Origin of the sequence: Streptomyces botrytidirepellens (assembly GCF_003721215.1) — a bacterium.
In the GTDB taxonomy this organism is placed as follows: Bacteria; Actinomycetota; Actinomycetes; order Streptomycetales; family Streptomycetaceae; genus Streptomyces; species Streptomyces himastatinicus.
On record NZ_RIBZ01000853.1, the window covers coordinates 1 to 21,936 of the forward strand.

At 72.6% G+C, this 21,936-nt stretch carries 15 protein-coding genes and 1 pseudogene; 8 read left to right on the forward strand and 8 right to left on the reverse strand.

Annotation, left to right across the window (positions count from 1 at the left end; translation table 11 throughout):
• The 3 genes from EEJ42_RS45155 to EEJ42_RS45165 form a co-directional block, all read left to right on the forward strand.
• A partial coding sequence (locus tag EEJ42_RS45155; RefSeq protein WP_123107944.1) for a L,D-transpeptidase family protein occupies positions 1-688 on the forward strand: 688 nt, incomplete at its 5' end.
• 318 nt (positions 689-1,006) lie between these two features.
• Complete coding sequence (locus EEJ42_RS45160; RefSeq protein WP_123107945.1) at positions 1,007-2,227, forward strand: RNA-guided endonuclease InsQ/TnpB family protein; 1,221 nt, start codon at positions 1,007-1,009, stop codon at positions 2,225-2,227.
• A gap of 86 nt (positions 2,228-2,313) precedes the next feature.
• Entirely contained in the window at positions 2,314-3,225 is a 912-nt protein-coding gene (locus EEJ42_RS45165) for an intradiol ring-cleavage dioxygenase (RefSeq protein ID WP_184503578.1), read from the forward strand.
• 63 nt (positions 3,226-3,288) lie between these two features.
• On the opposite strand, the gene EEJ42_RS45170 is transcribed toward EEJ42_RS45165, so the two are convergent.
• The 3 genes from EEJ42_RS45170 to EEJ42_RS53570 all read right to left on the reverse strand — a co-directional run bounded on the left by EEJ42_RS45170 (position 3,289) and on the right by EEJ42_RS53570 (position 7,582).
• Positions 3,289-3,678: a DNA-binding response regulator gene (locus EEJ42_RS45170; protein WP_123107946.1), complete on the reverse strand. Its 390-nt coding sequence runs from the start codon at positions 3,676-3,678 to the stop codon at positions 3,289-3,291.
• Positions 3,679-3,765: 87 nt separating this feature from the next.
• Positions 3,766-5,520 carry a methionine--tRNA ligase gene (metG, locus tag EEJ42_RS45175; protein WP_123107947.1) on the reverse strand — a complete coding sequence of 585 codons (1,755 nt, stop codon included), beginning with the start codon at positions 5,518-5,520 and terminating at the stop codon, positions 3,766-3,768.
• A gap of 145 nt (positions 5,521-5,665) precedes the next feature.
• Complete coding sequence (locus EEJ42_RS53570; protein WP_246097845.1) at positions 5,666-7,582, reverse strand: VWA domain-containing protein; 1,917 nt, start codon at positions 7,580-7,582, stop codon at positions 5,666-5,668.
• Positions 7,583-7,872: 290 nt separating this feature from the next.
• On the opposite strand from EEJ42_RS53570, the gene EEJ42_RS45185 reads away from it, so the two are divergent.
• Positions 7,873-9,942 carry a PhoX family protein gene (locus EEJ42_RS45185; RefSeq protein ID WP_123107948.1) on the forward strand — a complete coding sequence of 690 codons (2,070 nt, stop codon included), beginning with the start codon at positions 7,873-7,875 and terminating at the stop codon, positions 9,940-9,942.
• 10 nt (positions 9,943-9,952) lie between these two features.
• On the opposite strand, the gene ligD is transcribed toward EEJ42_RS45185, so the two are convergent.
• Positions 9,953-10,918 (reverse strand): non-homologous end-joining DNA ligase, encoded by a 966-nt coding sequence (gene ligD, locus EEJ42_RS45190; RefSeq protein WP_123107949.1) that lies wholly within the window; start codon positions 10,916-10,918, stop codon positions 9,953-9,955.
• 99 nt (positions 10,919-11,017) lie between these two features.
• Between ligD and EEJ42_RS45195 the strand changes: the two genes are divergently transcribed.
• Positions 11,018-12,112, forward strand: coding sequence for a LysR family transcriptional regulator (locus EEJ42_RS45195; RefSeq protein WP_425473074.1), 1,095 nt, complete (start codon positions 11,018-11,020; stop codon positions 12,110-12,112).
• Here EEJ42_RS45195 and EEJ42_RS45200 read toward each other — a convergent pair.
• Both EEJ42_RS45200 and EEJ42_RS45205 read right to left on the reverse strand, forming a co-directional pair.
• Complete coding sequence (locus EEJ42_RS45200) at positions 12,109-13,149, reverse strand: endonuclease/exonuclease/phosphatase family protein (protein ID WP_123107950.1); 1,041 nt, start codon at positions 13,147-13,149, stop codon at positions 12,109-12,111. The genes EEJ42_RS45195 and EEJ42_RS45200 overlap by 4 nt on opposite strands.
• A gap of 122 nt (positions 13,150-13,271) precedes the next feature.
• Positions 13,272-14,810 (reverse strand): ATP-dependent DNA ligase, encoded by a 1,539-nt coding sequence (locus tag EEJ42_RS45205; protein ID WP_123107951.1) that lies wholly within the window; start codon positions 14,808-14,810, stop codon positions 13,272-13,274.
• A 108-nt stretch (positions 14,811-14,918) separates the two neighbouring features.
• Between EEJ42_RS45205 and EEJ42_RS45210 the strand changes: the two genes are divergently transcribed.
• A complete protein-coding gene (locus tag EEJ42_RS45210; RefSeq protein ID WP_123107952.1) occupies positions 14,919-16,316 on the forward strand; it encodes a PP2C family protein-serine/threonine phosphatase in 1,398 nt (465 codons plus the stop codon).
• Between the two features lie 94 nt (positions 16,317-16,410).
• On the opposite strand, the pseudogene EEJ42_RS54820 reads toward EEJ42_RS45210, so the two are convergent.
• Positions 16,411-17,001: pseudogene (locus EEJ42_RS54820) on the reverse strand (DUF7144 family membrane protein); the annotation flags it as partial.
• Here EEJ42_RS54820 and EEJ42_RS45220 point away from each other — a divergent pair.
• A complete protein-coding gene (locus EEJ42_RS45220) occupies positions 16,988-19,813 on the forward strand; it encodes a SpoIIE family protein phosphatase (RefSeq protein WP_123107953.1) in 2,826 nt (941 codons plus the stop codon). The pseudogene EEJ42_RS54820 and the gene EEJ42_RS45220 sit on opposite strands and share 14 nt — an antisense overlap.
• Here EEJ42_RS45220 and EEJ42_RS45225 read toward each other — a convergent pair.
• Entirely contained in the window at positions 19,774-20,412 is a 639-nt protein-coding gene (locus EEJ42_RS45225; protein WP_123107954.1) for a TetR/AcrR family transcriptional regulator, read from the reverse strand. The two genes, EEJ42_RS45220 and EEJ42_RS45225, sit on opposite strands and share 40 nt — an antisense overlap.
• Before the next feature lie 286 nt (positions 20,413-20,698).
• On the opposite strand from EEJ42_RS45225, the gene EEJ42_RS45230 reads away from it, so the two are divergent.
• On the forward strand, positions 20,699-21,936 hold a 1,238-nt coding region (locus tag EEJ42_RS45230), incomplete at its 3' end, for a sensor histidine kinase (RefSeq protein ID WP_148082232.1).

The following is a 21,936-nucleotide window of genomic DNA, read 5'->3' on the forward strand; positions in this document are numbered from 1 at the left end:
CGCCCCCACGGGCACGCAGAGCCCCGCCGGGCGGCCCGCCCCCGCCGAGCGGGCGGGCGAACTGCCCGGGCTCGGGCCGCGCACCCGCGCCGAGGTGCCCCGGGACGCCGAGCAGGTTGTGGTCGTCACCGGCAACGGCCGGGACGCGACCCGCTCCTCCGTCGTGCTCTACGAGCGCTCCGCGGCCGACGGGACCACCGGCGACCGGGAGGGTGACGCCGACGGCGGCCCCACCTGGCGGGCCGGGCCCTCCTGGAAGGCGCACAACGCCGCCCGCGGCTGGACCGACCACCACCGGCAGGGCGACCTCCGCTCCCCGATCGGCGTCTTCCCCCTCACCGACGCGGGCGGGAAGCTGCCCGATCCGGGCACCCGGCTCACCTACGACCACGCCGTGCAGGGCTTCACCATCACCGGCACCGGCGCCGAGGGCGAGCCGCTGGCCGGGGCCTTCGACTACGTCGTGGCGATCAACTACAACCGGAAGGCCGGGACGTCCCCGCGCGACTGGACCCGGCCGCTGGGCGAGGACCGGGGCGGCGGCATCTGGTTCCACGTCGACCACGACGGGCCCACCCAGGGCTGCGTCAGCCTCTCCAAGGCGCACATGCGGACGCTGCTGCGCACCCTCGACCCCGACCGCCACCCGGTCGTGGTGATGGGGCCCGCTGACTCGCTGGCTCGCTGACGCTGCCCCGCCGACTGTGGCTCGTTGACGCCGTTCCCACAGCCATTTACGTGTTTCTTGCGAGGAGGCCCCGGCGTTCACGCCGGGGAGGAAACGCATCCGGGTGTCGCGATGCGGAGTGTCGCCGCATCCTGTTCAGGGCGCGGAGCGCCCGTACCGCTGTCGGTATCGCCGAGGTGATGCGAACGTGTGTGCCAGTGTTCGCTGGTTGGGGTGGTGGCCGTGGGATCGGTGTACGTGTGTGCTGCTGTCGTACGTATGGTCCGTCAGAGGGTTCGGGAGGGCGCGTCGTCCCGGTCGGGGCCGTGAGGGGGCGAGATGGCACACGTGGGGGTGGCTGCGGAGGGCGAGCGTGCCCGGTACACCTACCGGCTGCGCGTGTCGTCCACTGCTCGCACCGTCCTGGTGGCGGAGTGGGGCCGGTGCCGCTGGGTGTGGAACGAATGTGTCGCCAAGTCCAAGGCCGTGTACCTGCACAACACGTCCACCGGTCAGAAGGCCACGTGCGGCCCTGCTCAGCTCGACAGGATGCTGACCGAAGCCAGGCAGAGGACGCCGTGGCTGCGTGAGGGCTCCTCGGTTCCTCAGCAGCAGATCATCCGCGACTTCGGCCGCTCCCGCGCCAAGGCGCACCAGGACATCCGCGCAGGCCTGCCCATGGCGCGCCGGGCCGGGATGCCGAAGTGGAAAGCCAAGCGGGAGGCACTGCCGACCCTCAACTACACCCGGCGCGGGTTCCGGTTGAAAGACGGCCGGCTGCACCTGGCGGGTGGCATCGTCGTGGCGGTGGTGTGGTCGCGGGAACTGTCGGCTGAGCCGTCCTCGGTGCGTGTGTACCAGGACAGTCTCGGGCACTGGTACTGCTCCTTCGTCGTGCCCGCCCAGGTACAGCCCATGCGGGAGACGGGTCGCGTACTCGGTGTCGACTGGGGCGTGAAGGAGACCGCGACCACCACGTCCGACGCGTACGACCTGCCGCATGCCGGGTACGGCAGGAAGGCCCAGGCGAAGCTGACCCGGTACGACCGGATGATGGCCCGCCGCAGGCCGAAGAAGGGGCAACCGGCGTCGAAGGGCTACCGCGAGGCGAAGAAACTGCGGGCGAAGGCGTACAAGAAGGCCGCCAGGCAACGTGAGGACACCGGCCGTAAGTGGGCCAAGAAGGTTGTCCGCGACCATGACGCTATCGCTGTGGAGGATTTCCGTCCGAAGTTCCTGGCCAGGACCACCATGGCCCGCAAGGCCGCTGATGCCGCCATCGGCGCCACCAAGGCCGCTCTGGTGGCGATGGGCCGCAAGCATGGGCGGGACATCCGCCTTGTACACCCCGCGTACACCACGATGGACTGCGCGCACTGCGATGCGAGAGCCAAGCATCGCCTGCCGCTGGGTGAGCGCACCTACACCTGCGCCGTGTGTGGAACCGTGTCCTCACGGGACAAGAACTCCGCACGCGTGATGCTCGTCCGGGCTGGTCTCAACCCGGCTGGTGCTGATGGCGGAAGACCTCCTGGAGCGCTGCTCCAGGAGGCGGCCTGAGCCAGGAATCCCCTCCCTTCAGGGAGGGGAGGATTCAAAGCAAGCACCCATGCCGTTGACAGGTTGCGGCCCTAGTGTCCCCTGCCATGACCGAACTCCAGGAGAACACCCCCGCGAACGGGCGGGACATGACGAGGCGTCGGGTCGTCGTGGCGGGCGGCGCCGCGGTCGCGGCAGCCGGTTTGGGCACCGTCGCCGCCACCGCCGCCTCGGCCTCCCCCGACGGCTCCACCTCCGCCTCCCCCTCGGCGTCGGCCTCCTCCCCGTCCAAGGAGGTCTGTTACCGGCTCACCTCGGAGACCACCGAGGGCCCGTACTACATCGACGCCGACAAGATCAGGAAGAACATCACGGAGGGCAAAGAGGGCATCCCGATGACCCTCCGGCTCAAAGTCATCGACTCCGAGACCTGTAAACCGCTGGCGAAGGCGGCCGTCGACCTCTGGCACTGCGACGCGCTCGGGTTCTACTCCGGCTACGAGGACGCCAGCAGCGGCGGAGGCACCCCGCCCACCGGCGCCCCGCCCACCGGCACTCCCACGGGCACGCCGACCGGAAGGCCGCCCGGCGGCGGCCACCAGGACCCGACCGACGACAAGCGGTACCTGCGCGGCACCCAGCTCACCGACCGGCACGGCTTCGTCGAGTTCACCACCATCTTCCCCGGCTGGTACCGGGGCCGGTGCGTGCACATGCACACCAAGGTGCACGTGGGCGGCAAGATGACGGACTCCGGTTACGAGGGCGGCCACGCCTGCCACACCGGCCAGCTCTTCTTCGCCGAGGAGGACGTACTCGCCTCCGCCGAGGTGGCGCCGTACAGCACCAACACCACCGAGCGCACCACCCTCGACGAGGACGGCATCTACCCGGGCAACGGGGCCGAAGGCGGTCTGCTGCCGCTCAAGTACCGCAAGGGGAAGATCGCCAAGGGGGTCGTCGGCTCGCTGACCCTCGGGGTCGACCCCGACGCGACGAACGACGGCACCGGCATGTGACGGCGGCCCCCGGGGAGCTCGTGGGGGGCTCTCCGGGGGTTCCGCGCTCTGTTGGTGTCCCGCTCAGCGCGGGAACAGATCGGTCAGCCGCCGGTCCACGCCGCACGGCTCGCCCCGCTCCGCGCGGGCGGCCCGGTGCACCGCGCGCAGCAGCCGCCGGGGCGTGGTCCGGTGCTGCCACAGCACCGCCCGCACCCCGTACTCCATGACCGTCAGCAGTTCCGCCTCGCGCAGTTCGCCCGCGACCAGGACCACCCGCTGCCGCCCGCCCCGCACCAGGTGGCGCAGCTCGGCCCCGGCGCGGGCGTCGAGGCGTTCGGCGAGCATGACGGCCACCGTGCCGGTCCGGCGCGTCAGCTCGACGCTGGGCTGCTGATGCAGATGGCGGACGACCCCGGCCCGCGCGAGCGGATCGGGGCCGTGGACCGACACCGTGACGCTTGGGTCCGGCACTGGGTTCCTCGACTTCCCTGTGGAGGTTTCCTCCACAGGGTCATCGCGCCGGCTAAACGTACGGTTGCCGAACGATCGACGCCGCCGTCACTTCGCCTTGGGCTCCGTGGGCTCCTCGGGCGCCACCGGCTCCTCCGTGCCGCCGAAGCGCTCCCGGTAGGACTCCAGGTCCTCCTCGGTGATCTTCGCGAAGAGCACCGGCGGCACCGTGAAGCCCGTGCCCGCCGGGACCGACGCCAGCGCCCTGGCCTCCTCCTGGCCGACCCACTGCGCGGTGTCCCCCTCCAGCGCGAACGCCGACCGCATGGCCGCCGCCGACGCCGGGATGAACGGCTCCGAGACGATCGCGTAGAGGTGGATCAGGTTCATCGCCGTGCGGAGCGTGAGGGCCGCCGCCTCCTGGTCGGACTTGATCTCCAGCCAGGGGGCCTTCTCCTCCAGGTACGAGTTGCCCGCGCTCCACAGCGCGCGCAGCGCCGCCGCCGCCTTGCGGAACTGGAGCGCGTCCATGTGCTCCTCGTACTCCGCCAGCAGCCGCGCGATCTCCTCGCCGAGGCGCTCCTCCGCCTCCCCCGCGGCCTTCCCCGCCGGGACCTCGTCGCCGAACCGCTTGCGGGAGAACGACAGCACCCGGTTGACGAAGTTGCCGAGGGTGTCCGCCAGGTCCTTGTTGACCGTGGCGGTGAAGTGCTCCCAGGTGAAGGAGGTGTCGTCGGACTCGGGCGCGTTCGCCATCAGGAAGTAGCGCCAGTAGTCGGCGGGCAGCACCTCCAGCGCGGCGTCCGTGAACACCCCGCGCTTCTGCGACGTGGAGAACTTGCCGCCGTAGTACGTCAGCCAGTTGAACGCCTTGACGAAGTCGACCTTCTTCCAGACGTCCCGGGTGCCGAGCAGCGTGGCCGGGAACATCACCGTGTGGAACGGGACGTTGTCCTTCGCCATGAACTCGGTGTAGCGGACGGTGGTGTCCACGTCGTACCACCACGACTTCCAGTCGCGGTTCTCCGGGTCCCGGTCCGCCCACTCCTTCGTCGCGCCGATGTACTCGATCGGGGCGTCGAACCACACGTAGAAGACCTTGCCCTCGGCCGCCAGCTCCGGCCAGGTGTCCGCCGGGACCGGGACGCCCCAGTCCAGGTCGCGGGTGATCGCGCGGTCCTGGAGCCCCTCCGTCAGCCACTTGCGGGCGATGGAGGAGGCGAGGGTCGGCCACTGCTTCCCGTTCTCCTCGACCCAGGCCCCGACCTCCTCGGCCAGCTTCGACTGGAGCAGGAACAGGTGCTTGGTCTCCCGGATCTCCAGATCGCTGCTGCCGCTGATCGCGGAGCGGGCGTCGATCAGGTCGGTCGGGTCCAGCACCCGGGTGCAGTTCTCGCACTGGTCGCCGCGGGCCCGGTCGTAACCGCAGTGCGGGCAGGTGCCCTCGATGTAGCGGTCGGGCAGGAAGCGGCCGTCGGCGTTGGAGTACACCTGCCGGATCGACCGCTCCTCGATGAAGCCGTTGGCCTTCAGCTCGCGCGCGATCGTCTGCGTGATCTCGACGTTCTGCGCGGACGAGCTGCGGCCGAAGTAGTCGAAGGCCAGGCCGAAGCCGTCGTAGATCGCCTTCTGCGCGTCGTGCTGCTGCGCGCAGAACACGTCCACCGGCAGCCCCGCCTCCTTGGCGGCCAGCTCGGCCGGGGTGCCGTGCTCGTCCGTGGCGCAGATGTACAGCACGTCGTGGCCGCGCTGGCGCATATAGCGGGAGTAGACGTCGGCCGGGAGCATGGACCCCACCATGTTGCCCAGGTGCTTGATCCCGTTGATGTAGGGAAGGGCGCTGGTGATGAGGTGTCGAGCCATTGCAGGCTGCTCCCAAGTCGGTACGGTGGGTGACTTCCGGCCCGCTGCACGGGTCGCAGGAGCCGCCCATATCGTATCCGAGCGCCGAGGGCCACCCGCGCGGTGTTTCGCTGCGCGGATGGCCCTCGTCTGTGCCGTGTCCGTACTACGACGCGAGCACGCCCGCGGCCCGGGCCCCCTCGAGCCACCCCGGGAACGCCTTCAGCAGCTCCCCGTACACCTCCGCGTCGGACAGCGACCGGGGGTCGAGACCGGCGTGGAAGAACCCCGCGTTGTCCAGCGCCCGCTTGTCGGGTACGGCGAGGGCCGGTGAGGTGCCGAGCTTGCGGAGGAAGTCGAACCCCTTCGCCTCCGGATCGCCGAACCCGACGAACTGCCAGAACAGCGGCAGCCCCGCCGCCTCGCACAGTGCCTTCTCGGCCGCCGCCTTGCCCGTGGGCGCGCCGTCCGTCTGGAAGACCACGAGGGCCGGGTCGGTCGTGCCGGACGCCTTGTAGTGCTCGATCACCGCTTCGATCGCCCGGTGGTAATTCGTCCGCCCCATGTGCCCGAGCGAGGCGTGCAGCTCCTCGACCCGGCCGCTGTAGTCGTCCAGGCCGATCTCGGCGGTGCCGTCGATGTCCGTCGAGAAGAACACGATGGGCAGGGTGCCGCTGTCGTTGACGCTCGCCGAGAGGGCGAGCGTCTGCTCGGCGAAGTGCTGGACGGTGCCGTCCTTGTAGTAGTTCCGCATGGAGCCGGAACGGTCGAGGACGAGGTAGACGACAGCCCGGGTGCCCCCGAGCTTGTGCCCCGCCAGCGCGTCCCCGGCGGCGGCCCCCTTCCCGGCCAGCCCGCCGAGGTCCACGCCGCCGCCCACGGGAGCGGGCTTGTCGTCGGCCTTCGCCACCGGTTCGGCGGTGGCAGTCGCCTCGTCCGCCGGGGCGGTCTCGTCGGCGGTCGCGGCCACCTCCGGCTCGGGCGCGGCGTCGGTTGCGGCCTCCGCCGTAGCGGCGGCCTCGTCCTGCGCCGGTTCGGCGTCGGCCGTCGCGGTCTCGTCGCCGGCCTCGGGCTTCGCCTGGGTGGCCTCGTCCTCGGCGGCCACCGGCTCGGGTTCGGTTTCCGCCGTGGGGGCGGGTTCGGCGGCGGTCTCGTCCGCGGCGGTGGGCGTTGCCTCGGCGGGTGCCTCGTCCTGGGCCGGTTCGGCGTCGGCCGTCGCGGTCTCGTCGCCGGCCTCGGGCTTCGCCGCAGCGGCGGGCTCGCCGGTGGCGGTGTCGGGCACCGGCTCGGGTGCGGCCTCGGCGGCGGCTTCCGCTGCACCGGTGGCCGCGTCGTCGGCCACCGGTGCGGGCTCGCTCTCGGGCGCGGCCGTGGCGGCGGGCGTTGCCTCGGCCTGCTCGGAGTGGGTGGCCTCGGTCTTCGCCGCGGGGGTGGGCCTGCCTTCGGCCTTTGCCACCGGTTCGGCGGTGGCAGTCGCCTCGTCCGCCGGGGTGTCCTGGGCGGTCGGCTCCGGCGCGGGGTCGGTTGCAGCGTCTGCCGGGGCGGCGGCCTCGTCCTGGGCGGCGGGGGTCGCCTCCGCCTGCGCCGGTTCGGCTTCTGCCGTCGCGGGCTCGTCGTCGGCCTCGGGCTTCGCCGCGGGGGCAGGCTCGTCCTCGGCGGGGGCGGCCACCGGCTCGGGCGCGGCCTCGGCGGCGGCTTCTGCCGCCAGGGCGGCCGCGTCGTCCTTTGTCGGTGTGGCCATGCCCGTCGGCTCCGCTGCGACGTCTGTCGTGACGTCGGCCGGGGTGACGACCTTGCCCTCGACGGCGGCGGCCGTCTCCGGCTCGAGCGCTGCCTCCGTTGCGGCGCCGGTGTCGGCCGTGGGCTCGGCCTGGGCGGGCTTGTCCTTGGGGGTCGCGGTGGGCTCGGCGGAGGCGCCCAGGATCTCGTCGAGGGTCTTCAGGGGTTCGGCCAGGGCCGGGTCGTGCGGGGGTTCCGCGGAAGCCGGGGCCGGGGCCGGGGCCGGGGCCGGAGCCGGGTCGGGCTTCGGCTCGGGCTGGGGGTCCGGGACAACTGCCGCCTCCGGCGCAGCGGAATCGTCCACCCGGGTGTCTCGGGAGCGTCCGAATACTTTGCGCAGTAGGTCCCGTATGCCCATGGGAGATACCTCTCACGTGTTCGAGTGCGGTGCATGACGTCGCATGACCGTGGTCTCGAAAGGCTAGCGGGCGTACCGGCTGGTTCCGGCCGCCGATTCCGGTCGCCGGTCGTTCACCTTCGGTTCACGGTGTGGTCGTCGTCGTGCGGTTCTACACGCCTAGCTTCGCCGCCAATGGATTCCGACGTCATGTCGGCGGGGGCCGCCACGATGTGACGTCCTACGGAGGGGAAGTTGTGCCCAAGCTCCTGCCGCTCATCAGCTCACATCCGGGCGGTCGTTCCGCGCTGACCTGCCGGTACCGCTGTGGTGACGCCTGTTTCCACGAGACGCCGAACACGAGTGACAACGCCTACGTGGGGGACGTCGTCGCGGGCGCCCTGTCGCGCCGTTCGCTGATGCGGGCGAGCGCCGTGGTGACCGTCGCGGCCGCTACGGGGGTGGCGGCGGTGGGGCAGGCTCGCCCGGCCGCCGCGTCGGGCGAGCCGGACCAGTCGGGCAAGGCGGGCAAGCCCGCCCGCGGGCTGCGCTTTTCGCCGGTAGCGCCGAACACGAAGGACGCGGTGGTCGTCCCCGAGGGGCATGACCAGAACCTCGTCATCCGCTGGGGCGACCCGATCCTGCGCGGCGCGCCCGCCTTCGACCCGGACAACCAGTCGGCGAAGGCCCAGGCGGGCCAGTTCGGCTACAACAACGACTACATGGCCGTGCTGGACGTCCCGCACGAGGACGACCGGCAGCTGCTCGTGGTGAACCACGAGTACACCGACGAGGTGTTGATGTTCGCGGGATACGACGCGGACAACCCCACCCGGGAGCAGGTCGAGATCGGCTGGGCGGCGCACGGCCTGTCGGTCGTGGTGGCGGCCGAGGACCGCAAGGTCGGCAAGCTGACGGCCGTATCCAGGCACCGCCTCAACCGGCGGATCACCGCGACGACGCCGTTCGAGGTGACGGGCCCGGCGGCGGGCAGCAAGCTGCTGCGGACCTCGGCGGACCCGTCCGGCAAGCGCATCCTGGGCACGCTGAACAACTGCGGCGGCGGCATCACCCCGTGGGGCACGGTCCTGTCGGGCGAGGAGAACTTCAACCAGTACTTCGCCAACGCCGACCAGGCACCCGACGCGACCGCGAAGACGCGCCTGAAGCGCTACGGCTTCGAGGAGGGCGCCTCCGAGCGCAAGTGGGAGCGTTTCGACGACCGCTTCGACATCGCGCAGGAGCCCAACGAGCCGAACCGGTTCGGCTGGATGATCGAGGTGGACCCGTTCGACCCGGACTCCACCCCGCGGAAGCTGACCGCGCTGGGCCGCATCAAGCACGAGGCCGCCGAGCCGCGGCTGACGACCGACGGCCGCCCGGTCCTCTACATGGGGGACGACGAGGAGTTCGACTACTTCTACAAGTTCGTGTCGTCCAAGCGCATGATGAAGGGCGGCAGCCGCGCCGCCCGCGAGCACAACCGCACGCTGCTGGACGAGGGCACGCTGTACGTCGCCAAGTTCACCGGTGACAGCCCGGCGAAGGAGATCGACGGTTCCGGGAAGCTGCCCGACGACGGGGAGTTCGACGGCTCCGGCGAGTGGATCCCGCTGGCGACCGGCGACACCTCGCACGTGGACGGGATGACGGCCGAGGAGGTGTACGTCTTCACGCGGATCGCCGCCGACAAGGTGGGCGCGACGAAGATGGACCGCCCCGAGGACGTCGAGCCGAGCCCGCGCACCGGCCGGGTCTACGTCGCGCTGACCAACAACACCGACCGCGGCAAGGACGGCAAGGCCCCGGTCGACGAGGCCAATCCGCGCACCGGCAACAAGCACGGCCAGATCCTGGAGCTGACCGAGCGCCGGAACAACCCGGGCTCCACCCGCTTCAACTGGCGGCTGTTCCTGGTGTGCGGCGACCCGGAAGACCCGGGCACCTACTTCGGCGGTTTCCCGAAGGACCAGGTCAGCCCGATCTCCTGCCCGGACAACCTCACCTTCGACGCGTTCGGCAACCTCTGGATCTCCACCGACGGCAACGAACTGGGCAACCACGACGGGCTGTTCGGGGTGGCGACGGCGGGTGGCCGGCGCGGTGAGGTGCGGCAGTTCCTGACCGTCCCGAACGGCGCCGAGACCTGCGGGCCGATCGTCCAGGACCGTCGGGTGCTGGTGGCGGTGCAGCATCCGGGCGAGCTGGACGGGGCGAGCGTGGAGAAGCCCGCGTCCACGTGGCCGGAGGGCCCGGGCACGCTGGTCCGCCCGTCGGTGGTCAGCGTCTGGCGGCGCGACGGCGGCGACATCGGCGCCGACGCGTAGCAGCTGACGCTCAGCCGCTGACGCCCGCCGACGCCTGGCCGTCAGCGGATTCCGTCAGCCGCTCCAGCCGCCGCCGCGCGGTGCGCAGCGAACGACCCCTGGTGTCCGCGTGGGCCCAGGGGTCGTCCGTCAGCCGCTCCTCGAAGGTGCCCAGCGTCCAGCGGTCCGGGGCGAGCGCGGGGTCGTCCAGTTCCGTGGCGTCGATCGGGGCGGCGACGGGGGCGCCGGGCCGTGCGCGCACGGCGTACGGGGTGACGGCGGTCTGCGCGTAGGCGTTGCGCTGGGTGTCCAGGTAGAGCCGTCCGCCGCGCTGGTCCTTGCGCATCTCGGTGGTGAGCCGGTCGGGGTGGCGGGCGGCGAGGAGGTCGGCGGCGTCGCGGGCGAAGGCCCGTACGGTGTCGAAATCGGCACGCCGGTCGAGCGGGACGATCACGTGCAGCCCGCGCGAACCGGTGGTCATCAGCAGCCCCGGCAGCCCCAGCTCGCCGAGCAGACCGCACACCTGCCGGGCCGTCCACCGCACCTCCTCGAAGCCGGAACTGTTTCCGTCAGGCGGGTCGAGGTCGAAGACGAGCCGGTCGGGGTGGTCGGGCCGGTCGGCGCGGGAGAGCCAGCGGTGCGGGGTGACGCAGGCCTGGCCCGCGAGGTAGACCAGGGTGGCGGTGTCGTCGCACACGGGGTGGGTGACCTTGCCGCCCTCCTTGGGGAGCACGGCCCGGCGCACCCAATCCGGAAAGTAGTCGGGGGCATTCTTCTGCATGAGCGGCTTTCCGCCGATTCCGTCCGGGTGGCGTTCCATCATCAGGGGGCGATCGCGCAACTGCGGAACCATCAGCCGGGAGACCGCGTGATAGTGGTCGACGAGATCCGATTTGGTGATTCCGTCGTCGGGAAACAGGACCTTTTCCGGGCGGCTGATCTCGACAGTGTGCCGCCCGGCCCTGACCTTCCGTGCATCGGTGCGTATCCCGCTCATATCCGCCCGGGTTACCAGGGGGCGGCTGCGTAAACTCGGGAGCCCTTGGCGGGGAGCAAGGGAAACGGGGAGGCAGGGAAACGGGGAGGGAAAAGAATCATGACGAGGTCCGGACTGCTGGACAGTCCGCTCGCGCTCATGGACACCACCATGGACCAGCTCCGCACGCTGGTCGTGGTCCACGAGACCGGTACGGCGCTGGGCGCCGCCCGCGCGCTCGGGCGGGAACAGGCCAGTGTGCAAAAGCAGCTCGACACCATGAACCGGAACTTCTCCGAGCTGTGCGGCGAGCCCCTGGTGCTCAAGCAGGGGCGCGGCAAGGACGTGCTGTTCACCGGCACCGGGACGACGCTCGTCGAATTGGCCCGGGGAACGCTCGGCGACTGGCTGGACGGCATCCACAGCTCCCGTCGGCGCCTCGGCCGGAGCTTGATGGTGGGCACCACGCGCTTTACCCTCGGTTATCTCGCGAGCGCCCGGGAGCGGGTCGCCGAGGAATTCCGGAGACGCGGGATCGACCTCAGGGTCGGCCATGTGCGGACCCGGGACGTGCTCGCCAAACTGCGCGCCAAGGAAATCGATCTGGTGTGCGGAAGCGTGGTCACCGGCAGCGAAACCTGCCGCGAACTCGACGCCTTCGACGTGATGGAGTGGCGGCGCAGCGCGGTGTCGCTGGTGACCAACCTGCCCGTGGACGAACTGCCCGGCCCGGCCGTCGAGCGAGGCGAACTGGCCGCGCTGCCGCTGGTGGTGTCGGCCAGCGGCGTGATGGCCGGGGTGCTGCACACCTGGTTCGGCGCCGGTTACCGCGACACCCTGCGCCTCGCCGCCGAGATCGACAACGTCAACTACGGCCTCGAACTGCTGCGTTCCGGGGTGGTGCGCGGCTGCATGCTGGTCACCGACGACGTCGCGGACGCGGCGGGCGATCCGCAGGCGGCGTACGCGCGCGGGCTGCGCGCCGTCGAACTGGTCCATGACACCGGGCCGAAGCTGGAGGTGCTGCTGGGCGCCTTCACCCGGCGCGGTGAGCGCGCGGGATACGACGCCGACCACCCGCTCAACCTGCTGTGGGACGCCCTGGAGCGGGAGAAGGAGCGGTGGCGCCGCGAGCGGCACGGGCCCGGGGAGGGCCCGGACCAGGACCCGTTCGAGCTGGCCACCGCGCAGGACCCGGGCGAGGAGACGCTCTAACGGGCGTGCAGATCGAGGTCGACCAGCAGCGCCCGGTGGTCGGTGTTCCCCAGGTCCAGGAAGCGGGCGGTGCGCGGCCGCAGCGCGTCGCTGACCAGGACGTGGTCGATCTGCGCGCCCAGCACCGGGGTCGTGGTGCTCGGCCAGCTCGGCGTCCGGGACACCCCGGCGGCCCGGGCGCTGTCCCGCATCCCGGTGTCCAGCAGGTCCCGGAAGGCGGCGTGGTCCTGGGTCGCGTTGAAGTCGCCCGCGATCAGCGTGGGTTGGTCGCCGCGCCCGGCCGCGTACGTACGCAGCCGGCCCAGTTCGGTGCGCCACACGTCCAGTCGGCCCGGCATCGGCGGCATGGGGTGCGCGACCTGGAGCCGTAGCCGCACGCCCGCGATCCGCGCGACCGCGCCCGGCATCGACAGCTCGCCGGGCACGTCCCGCTCCCTGGTCAGCGGACGGTTGCTGAGGATCGCCGAGCCTTCGGCGGGGCTGCCGGTGACGATGATCCGGTACGGATACGCCCTGCGGACGGCCGCCGAGCCGAGCGCGTCCGCGCACGCCGCGTCGCACTCCTGGACGGACGCCACGTCCGGCCGCTCCCGGCGCAGCGCGGCCAGCAGCCCGTCCGTGGCCCGGCCGAACTCCAGGTTCGCGGTGAGGACGCGCAGCCGGGCGGCCACCGGGCCGTCCGGCGCGGGCGCCGGGCCGGGGTCGTACGGCTGGATGAACCAGCCCGTCGCCGCGGCGGCCAGCAGCGCCCAGCCGCAGCCCAGCGGCCAGCGTGCGGCCACGCTGAGCAGCAGCCCCAGCAGGGCGGGGACCAGCAGCCAGGGCAGGAAGGCCAGCAGCTGCGGTACGGGCGTGATGCCGTCGGTGTCCACGACCCGGCAGCCGAGGACGACGCTCACCACGGCCAGCACCACCAGCGCGCACCGGGCCGTCGCCCTGCCCTCGTCGGGAAGCCGTGCGAGGCGCCGGGCGGTGGCGGCCGCCCGGCGGCCGGGCTCGCGCGCGGCGGCGCGGTCCGTCGCGACTGTGGTCTCCACGCGGGGCCTCTCGGCTCGGGGCTGGGCGGCGCCCCATTGTCCCCCGCCCGCCTGTGACCGCCCTCGAGACGGCCACCTCACGCCATGTCAGCAGGTCATGTCGGCGCGCTGCCCCGACGGCCTCACGGCCGCCGCAGCGCCAGCACCGTCTCGACCGTGTCCGCCTGGTCCGCCGGTTTGTCCTCCCGGTAGCGCAGCACCCGCGCGAACCGCAGGGTGACGCCCGCCGGATAGCGGGAGGAGCGCTGGAGGCCGTCGAAGGCCACCTCCACCACCAGCTCGGGCCGGACCCGCACCACCCAGCCGTCGTCGCTGACCGCGAGGGACAGCAGCGCGTCCGTCTGCCACTCCAGCAGCGCGTCCGTCAGCCCTTTGAAGGTCTTGCCGAGCATCAGGAACGTGCCGTCCGGCCGCCGGGCGCCCAGGTGGAGGTTGGACAGCTTCCCGGTGCGGCGGCCGTGCCCCCACTCCGCGGCCAGCACCACCAGGTCGAGCGTGTGCACCGGCTTGACCTTCAGCCAGGACGCCCCGCGCCGCCCCGCCCCGTACGGGGCCTCGAGCCCCTTGGCGAGCACGCCCTCGTGGCCCCGGGCCAGCACATCGGCGGCGAATTCGCGGGCCGCCCGCCGGATCTCCGGGTCCGCCGGGTCCTCGGCGACCAGCCGCCGCACCCGGCGGGGTTCGGGGGCCACCCGGGCGAGTTCGGTGTGGCGCTCGCGGGTCGGCAGCGCGAGGAGGTCGCGGTCGTCCACGGCGAGCAGGTCGAAGAAGACGGGGGACAGCGGCAGCGCGGCGGACGCCCCGGCGATGTCGAGCCGGGAGCCGACCCGGGCCGAGGTCTCCTGGAACGGGCGCGGCCGCCCGGTCTCGTCCAGGGAGATGACCTCGCCGTCGAGGATGGCCCGCCGCACCGCGAGTTCGCGGGCCGCCGTCACGACCTCGGGCAGCCGGTCGGTGATCTCGTCCAGGGTGCGGGTGTAGACGCGTACGGCGTCCCCGTCCCGGTGCACCTGGACCCGGATGCCGTCCAGCTTCTCCTCGATCGCGCACGGGCCGAGCCGGTCCATGGCCTCGTCCAGGTCCGCCGCGCTCTGCGCGAGCATCGGCAGCACCGGCCGCCCCACCTCCAGCCGGAAGTCGGCCAGCGCGGCCGGGCCGCGCGCGAGCAGCACCTCGGCGACCGCGCCCAGCGAACCGCCGAGCATCACCGCCCGGCGCACCTCGGCGGGCGGTGCGCCGACCGCCTGCGCCAGCCCCTCCACGGCCAGCGCCTCCAGCGCGCCCTGGCGCAGCTCCCCGCCGATGAGCCCGAGCAGGAAGCGCTGCTCGTCCTCGGTGGCATCGGCCATCAGCGCGCCCACCAGCCGCCTTCGCTCCGCCCCGGCGCCGGTGCCGGAGACGGCGGCGATCCGGCTCAGCGCGCGGTCCACGTCGAGGACGGCGAGCCGCGGGGCGGCGGCGGGCTCGTGCCGCTGCCGCAGGGTGGACCAGCCGACGCCGGTGCGGCGCTGCGGCAGCTTCCCCGCCAGGTAGGTGATGACCACGGGGGCCTCGGCGGGTTCGGTGCGCCGGAACAGCCCGGCCAGGGCGGCGATCTTCTCCGAGCGGGCGGAGGTGGCCGCGACCTGCCGGGAGGTGCGTGCGACGTCGGCCAGCAGCATGGCTCCAGCCTGCCTCTGCCGCCGCCGTGCCGCACGCGCGTAGCGGAAACACCTTGACGCACGCAGACCGGAAACACCTTGGCACAATGGTCACAAAGGGGGCGGTGGGTGCAGAAGGGGCGAGGCAGGGAGCGGGCCACGGGACAGCAGATCGACTACGCAGCGCTCTTCGAGGCCGTGCCCAGCCCGATGCTGGTCCTTGACCCCGACCTGGTGATCGTCGCCGTCAACCAGGCGTATCTGACGGTGACCCGCCAGGTGAGCGAGGATCTGCTCGGCCGCTACATCTTCGACGCGTTCCCCGACAACCCGGCCGACCCGGACGCCTCGGGCACCCGCAATCTGGACGCCTCGCTGCGCCGGGTGCTGCGTACCGGGGAGCGCGACGCGATGGCGCTCCAGCGGTACGACGTGCCGGTGCCGACCGCCGAGGGCGGCTTCGAGGAGCGGTACTGGAGCCAGATCAACACCCCGGTGCTCGGCCCGGACGGCTCGGTCGTGCTGCTGATCCACCGGGTCGAGGACGTGACGGCGTTCGTTTTCCGGGGCCGTGAGCGGCGGCTGACGGGACGCGGCGGCGACGCGACCCGTGAGGCGCTCCAGGCCGACACCATGGACGCGGACCTCTACGTCCGGGCCCGGGAGCTTCAGGAGGTCAACGAGCAGCTGCGCGAGGCGCACGCCCGGGAGCGGGAGACCGCGCTGGTGCTCCAGCGGTCCATGCTGCCCACGGGCCCGCCCGAGGAGCATCCGTACGCCGCCGTGCGCTACCGGCCCGCCGTGGGCTCGCTCAACGTGTGCGGCGACTGGTACGAGCTGACCGAGCTGGCGGACGGCCGGATCGCCGTCGCCGTGGGGGACGTGGTGGGGCAGGGGCTGGAGGCGGCCTGTGTGATGGGCCAGCTGCGCAGCGCCCTGTCGGCGGCGACCCGGGTGGTCAGCGGACCGGCCCGGGCGCTGGAGGTGCTGGGTCTTTACTCGGGCTTCGTCGACGGGGCGCTGGCCGCCACCGCCGTGCAGGCGGTCATCGACCCGGCCGGGCACTCGGTCGCGTACAGCTGCGCGGGCCACCCACCGCCCCTGCTGCTGCGCGGCGGGGGCGCGGTGGAACCGCTGGACCAGGCCACCGATCCACCGCTGGGCGCCCGGACCGAGCAGATCGGACGGCCGCAGGCCAGGGTCGTGTACGACCCGGGGGACACCCTCGTGCTCTACACCGACGGGCTCATCGAGCGCCGTGACGAGGACATCGACGTGGGTCTCGGCAGGCTGGCCGACAGCCTCGCCCGCCACCGGGGTCTCGACCCCGAGCCGATGGCCGACGCGGTGCTGGCCGATCTCGGTGTCACCGGCGGCGGGGCCGCCGATGACACTGCCCTGGTCGTCATTCGACTACGGGACCCGTTCCGCCGGCCCGGGGCTCGGGACCCTGACCGCCGCGGCCCTGACCGCCGGGACCCTGACCGCCGGGGCCCTGATCGCCGGGGCCGCGGCCGCCGCCCATAGCGGCCGGCCTGGCCATCCCCGCCTCCATGCCCTGGCCGCCGGTGCACAGGGCCCAGATGACGAACGCGTCGATGAGCAGCAGCACCGTCGCCCACAGCGGGGTGTAGGGCAGCCACAGGAAGTTGGCGATCAGGGCGAGCCCTGCGATCACCACGCCCACGACCCGGGCCCACATCGCGCCGGTGAACGTCGCCAATCCGGCGACCACCAGGACGATGCCGAGGATCATGTGGATCCAGCCCCACCCGCCGAGGCTGTAACTGAAGATGTAGCTCGGGGTGGTCACGAACACCCTGTCGGTGCGTACGGCCGCGATGCCCTGGGCCAGGGTCATCAGACCGCCGAAGAGCATCATGACGGCCCCGAAGACGAGACGTCCGCTGACCCCGCCGTAGGTGCGGGGGGCGGTTCCCGGGTGGACTCCACCCGCGTGAGTGGCCATGTCGGGCTCCTTCGTCAGGCGCGATCGACGACCCGGCGGCCGCCGTTTCGCGGCAATTCGGGTGAATTGCCCTGATGTCAGGTTTGCACAGTCCGCCGGGGTCGGCACCCCGCGCCCAGGGTGGTCGTCCACACGCAAAGTCACCTCTTCTCTGCGGAAGGTGCTTTTGCGGGCATAGCGTGACAGAAGGGGTTCGCCTTTCGGGAGATCCCGGTGTAGATGTATCTCTATGGCCCGGTTCATGGGTCGATCGTGGGGTGCCCGCGTGTTCCCCGGTCGGCGCCCGCGGAGTCGGCGACGGGAGCGCCCTCAGGAGGCGGGACGGCGCCCCCGGGTGTGGCGACACGTCCGCAGCGTCGCCGGCCAGGTCTTCGTCCTCCAGCTGATCATCGTGCTGCTGCTCGGCGCCGCGGCGACCGCCGCCCTGGTGCTCCAGGTGCGGCACGACGCCACCGACGAGGCCCGTAGCCGCTCGATCGCCGTCGCCGAGTCCTTCGCCAAGTCGCCGGGGATGGTCCAGGCCCTGCACAGCCGCGATCCGACCGCCGTGCTCCAGCCGAAGGCGGAGGCCGTCCGGAAGAAGACCGGGCTGGACTTCGTCGTCGTCACGAACGACAAGGGCATCCGGCTCACCCACCCCAAGCCCGACCGGATCGGCAAGCGCTATGTCGGCGGCATCGACTCGGCGCTGCACGGGCGCACCACCACCGGTACCGGCCCCGGCACCCTGGGCGAGGCGATGGACGCGCTGGTGCCCATCTACGACCGCAACCACAAGGTCGTCGGCGCGGTCGGCGCGGGCATCACGATCAGCAAGGTCAGCGGGCTCGCCGACCGCCAGCTGCCGCTGCTCATCGGCGCCATCACCGCTTCGCTCGCCCTGGCCACCGGCGGCACCGCCATGGTCAGCCGACGGCTGCGGCGCCAGACCCGGGGTTTGGAACCCGGCGAGATGACGCGGATGTACGAGCACCACGACGCGGTGCTGCACGCCGTGCGCGAGGGCGTGCTGATCGTCGACGGGGACGACCGGCTGGTGCTCGCCAACGACGAGGCGTCCCGGCTGCTCGACCTGCCGCCGCGCCCCGAGGGACGCCCGGTCCACCAGCTGGGCCTGGACCCCGGGGTGGCCGGTCTGCTGGTGTCCCGGCAAGTCGTCACCGATGAGGTGCTGGTGGCCGGCGACCGGCTGCTGGCGGTGAACAACCGGCCCACCGACCGCGACGGCGGCCCGCCCGGCAGCGTCGCGACCCTGCGCGACTCCACCGAGCTGCGCGCCCTCTCGGGCCGCGCCGACGTGGCCCAGAAGCGGCTCAAGCTGCTGTACGACGCCAGCGTGGAGGTCGGCACCACCCTCGACGTGGAACGCACCGCCGAGGAGCTGACGCGGGTGGCGGTGCCGCGGTTCGCCGACTTCGCCACGGTCGACCTGGCGGATCCCGTATCGCGCGGGGAGGAGCCGTCGGTGGTCGGCGGCGCCGAGATGTGCCGGGCGGCCGTCCACGGCATCCGGCCCGAGCACCCCTTCTATCCCGTGGGCGAGCGGTTCTCGTTCGCCGAATCCACGCCCCAGGCGTGGGGCCTGGGCAGCGGGCAGGCGGTCGTGGAGGACGATCTGACCCTGGCCCCCGGCTGGCAGGCCCAGGACCCCGACCAGACCCGCAAGGTCATCGACTACGGCGTACGGTCGCTGGTCACCGTGCCGCTCCAGGCCCGCGGCGTGCTGCTCGGCGTGGTCAACTTCTGGCGGATGGCGGAGCGCGACCCCTTCGAGGAGGAAGAGGTGACGCTCGCCGAGGAGCTGGCCTCCCACGCGGCGGTGTGCATCGACAACGCCCGCCGCTACACCCGCGAGCACACCATGGCGGTGACCCTCCAGCACAGCCTGCTGCCCCGCGCCGTGCCCGCGCAGAGCGCCCTCGACGTGGCCTTCCGCTATCTGCCCGCCGAATCCGGGGTCGGCGGCGACTGGTTCGACGTCATCCCGCTGCCGGGCGCGCGGGTGGCGCTCGTGGTGGGCGACGTGGTCGGGCACGGGCTGCACGCGGCGGCGACGATGGGGCGGCTGCGGACCGCCGTGCACAACTTCTCCACCCTCGACCTGCCGCCCGACGAGATCCTGACCCACCTGGACGACCTGGTGGCCCGCATCGACCAGGACGAGAGCCCGCTCGGCCAGGACATCCCCGGCGGCGCGGGCGAGCCGCTGACCGGCGCGACCGGCGCCACCTGCCTGTACGCGATCTACGACCCGGTGACCCGGCGCTGCACCATGGCCCGGGCCGGGCACCCGCCGCCCGCGGTGGTGAGCCCGGACGGCTCGGTGGAGTTCCCGGACCTGCCCGCAGGGCCCCCGCTCGGCCTCGGCGGGCTTCCGTTCGACACGGCCGAACTGGAGCTGGCCGAGAACAGCCACCTCGTCCTCTACACCGACGGGCTCATCGAGGACCGCCGCCGGGAGATCGACATCGGGCTCGAGATGCTGCGCGACGCCCTGTCGCACCCGGGTCGGTCGCCCGAGGAGATCTGCACCGAGGTGCTCGACGCGATGCTGCCCACCCAGCCGGGCGACGACATCGCGCTGATCGCCGCCCGGACCCGAGTGCTGGGCCCCGGCCGGGTGGTGTCCTCGGACGTGCCGAACGACCCCGCCGCGGTGGCCGGGGTGCGCGCCGATGTGCTGCGGCAGCTGGAGGAGTGGGGCATGCAGGAGGTGGCGTTCACCGCCGAACTCGTCCTCAGCGAGCTGATCACCAACGCCATCCGGCACGCCACCGGCCCGATCCGGCTCCAGCTGGTCCGCGACCGCGGCCTGATCTGCGAGGTGTCCGACACCAGCAGCACCTCGCCGCACCTGCGGTACGCGACGCCGGTCGACGAGGGCGGCCGCGGGCTGTTCCTGGTCGCCCAGTTCGCCGAGCGCTGGGGCACGCGCTACACCGCGGGCGGCAAGGTCATCTGGGCCGAACTGGCGCTGCCCGAACCGCAGGAGCCGTCCGAGGCGTCGCCGTCGGCTCAGGCGGCCCCGCCTCCGGCGGTGCCGGAACCGTCCTGACCGGCGCCCGCCTTCCGGCGGTCGGCCGCGTCCGTGGCGAACCGCTCGACCAGGACGTCCAGCCGCTCCCGCTGCCGCCGCGGCGGGATCCGCCCCGCGCGGGCCAGTACGGCGAGCCCGTGCAGCGTGCTCCAGATGACCTCCGCGTCCAGCTCGTCCCGCCCTTCGCCCGGCCCGGCCACGGCCGCCAGCTCCGCGAAGGCGGCGCGCGGCGCGGCGGGCCGGTCCTCCCGCTTCTCCTGCGCGACGTCGGTCTCCCGCTCGAGCATCGCCGCATAGAGCGCGGGGCGGGCGACCGCGAAGTCCAGATAGGCGCGGCCGACCGCGCGCAGCGCCTCCCGGGGCGAGCCCGCGGTCCGCCGGGCCCGCCGCAGCGCGGCGGCGAGGTCGTCGAAGCCCTCGTCGGCCACCGCGTGCACGATGGCGTCCTTGCCCTTGAAGTGGTTGTACAGCACCGGCTGGCTGTACTCGACGCGCTCGGCGAGCCGACGGGTCGTCACCGCGTCCCAGCCTTCGGCCTCCGCCAGTTCGCGAGCGGCGGTGATGATCAGCTGATGGCGCCGGGCGCGCTCGCGTTCACGGCTTTCGGTTGAGGACATGACACGCGACCCTAGCAGTGCTAGCCACACTGGCCTCGGCAAAAGGGTCCACTGCCGGGGCCCGTTGTGTGCAGGATGGGATACGTGACCCCAGCTCAGAACCGTTCATCTTTGGCGCGATCGGACAACCTCCGGATTCCGGCCGCGATGCTGACGGGCCGTCATGGTCCGTGTGCCGAGCGGGGTCGTTCAAAATTCTCTGAGCAGTACTACCATGTGCCGCCCACGGCTTGATGTCCGCGTGGTCCACCCTCAACCCTCGAACGCGCCCATGAGGACCTGATAGATGTCAGCACATATATCCAGCCATCCCTACAAAGGGCCTGCCGTAACCCGGCAGGCCCTGGCCGTGCCGCTGCTGGCCGCGGTCGTCGCCGGCGGGGCGGGGGCGTGGGTGACGGCAGAGGTGCCCGAAGCCCAGCGCGTCCTCGTCGCCGTCTTCTGCGCGCTGGCGGCCGTCCTGTTGGGCGTGACCCTCGCGGTCGCCGCCCACCGGTCGCGGACCATCGGCCGCCTCCAGTCCCGGATCGCGAGTCTGGAGGCCGCGGCGGCACAGCACGCCGCTGAGGCCGCCCGACTCGCTGACGAAACGATTCCCGCTGCGGTGAAGGGCCTGCGGGACGGCGGTTCGGTGGACACCGTGCTGATGCAGGTGACCAAGCCCGGCGACCAGGCGCACGGCCGGGTGCTGCGCAGGGTGGTGCAGGAGATCGGCACCGGTGAGCGGATGCGCGCCTCCGCGATGGCGGCGTGCGCCAACGCCGCGGGCCGGGTCCAGGCACTGGCCACCAGCATGCTCGCGGACCTGCGCGAGATGGAGAACCGGCACGACGAGGCCGTCCTCGGCGACCTGCTGAAGCTCGACCACACCACCGCCCAGACGGGCCGCATCGCTGACAGCATCGCGGTGCTCACCGGCGCCCGCTCCGGCCGCCGCTGGACCAAGCCCATCGTCATGGAGTCCATCCTGCGCGGCGCGGTCGGCCGGATCAGCGCCTATCAGCGGGTACGGGTCCACGCGGCCAGCAACGCCGCGGTGGCCGGTTACGCCGCCGAGGGCGTCATGCACGCCCTCGCCGAGCTGATGGACAACGCCACCAGCTTCTCGCCTCCCACCGAGGAGGTGCACGTGTACGTCGAGGAGACGCACACCGGCGTCGTCGTCACCATCGAGGACGGCGGCCTGGTCATGGGCCCCTCCGCGCTCGCCCGCGCCCAGAAGGCGGTCTCCTCGCAGGCACTCGACCTGACGACCCTGTCGGGCACCCGGCTCGGCCTCGCCGTCGTCGGCTGTCTGGCGCGCAAGCACGGGCTGACGGTCTCCTTCCGGCCGTCCGCCCGGGGAGGTACCGGCGTCGTGGTTCTGATCCCGCAGCAGCTGATCACGCACATCAACCAGGAGGCGGTGCCCGAGGCGCCGGCCCGGAACCGCGTCGAGCCCGCCCGCTCGCGCCCCGCCGCCCCCGTGGCGCCTCCGGCCGGTACCCGGGTCGCCGCGAGCGCCGAGCGCACCGAGCCGGTGGC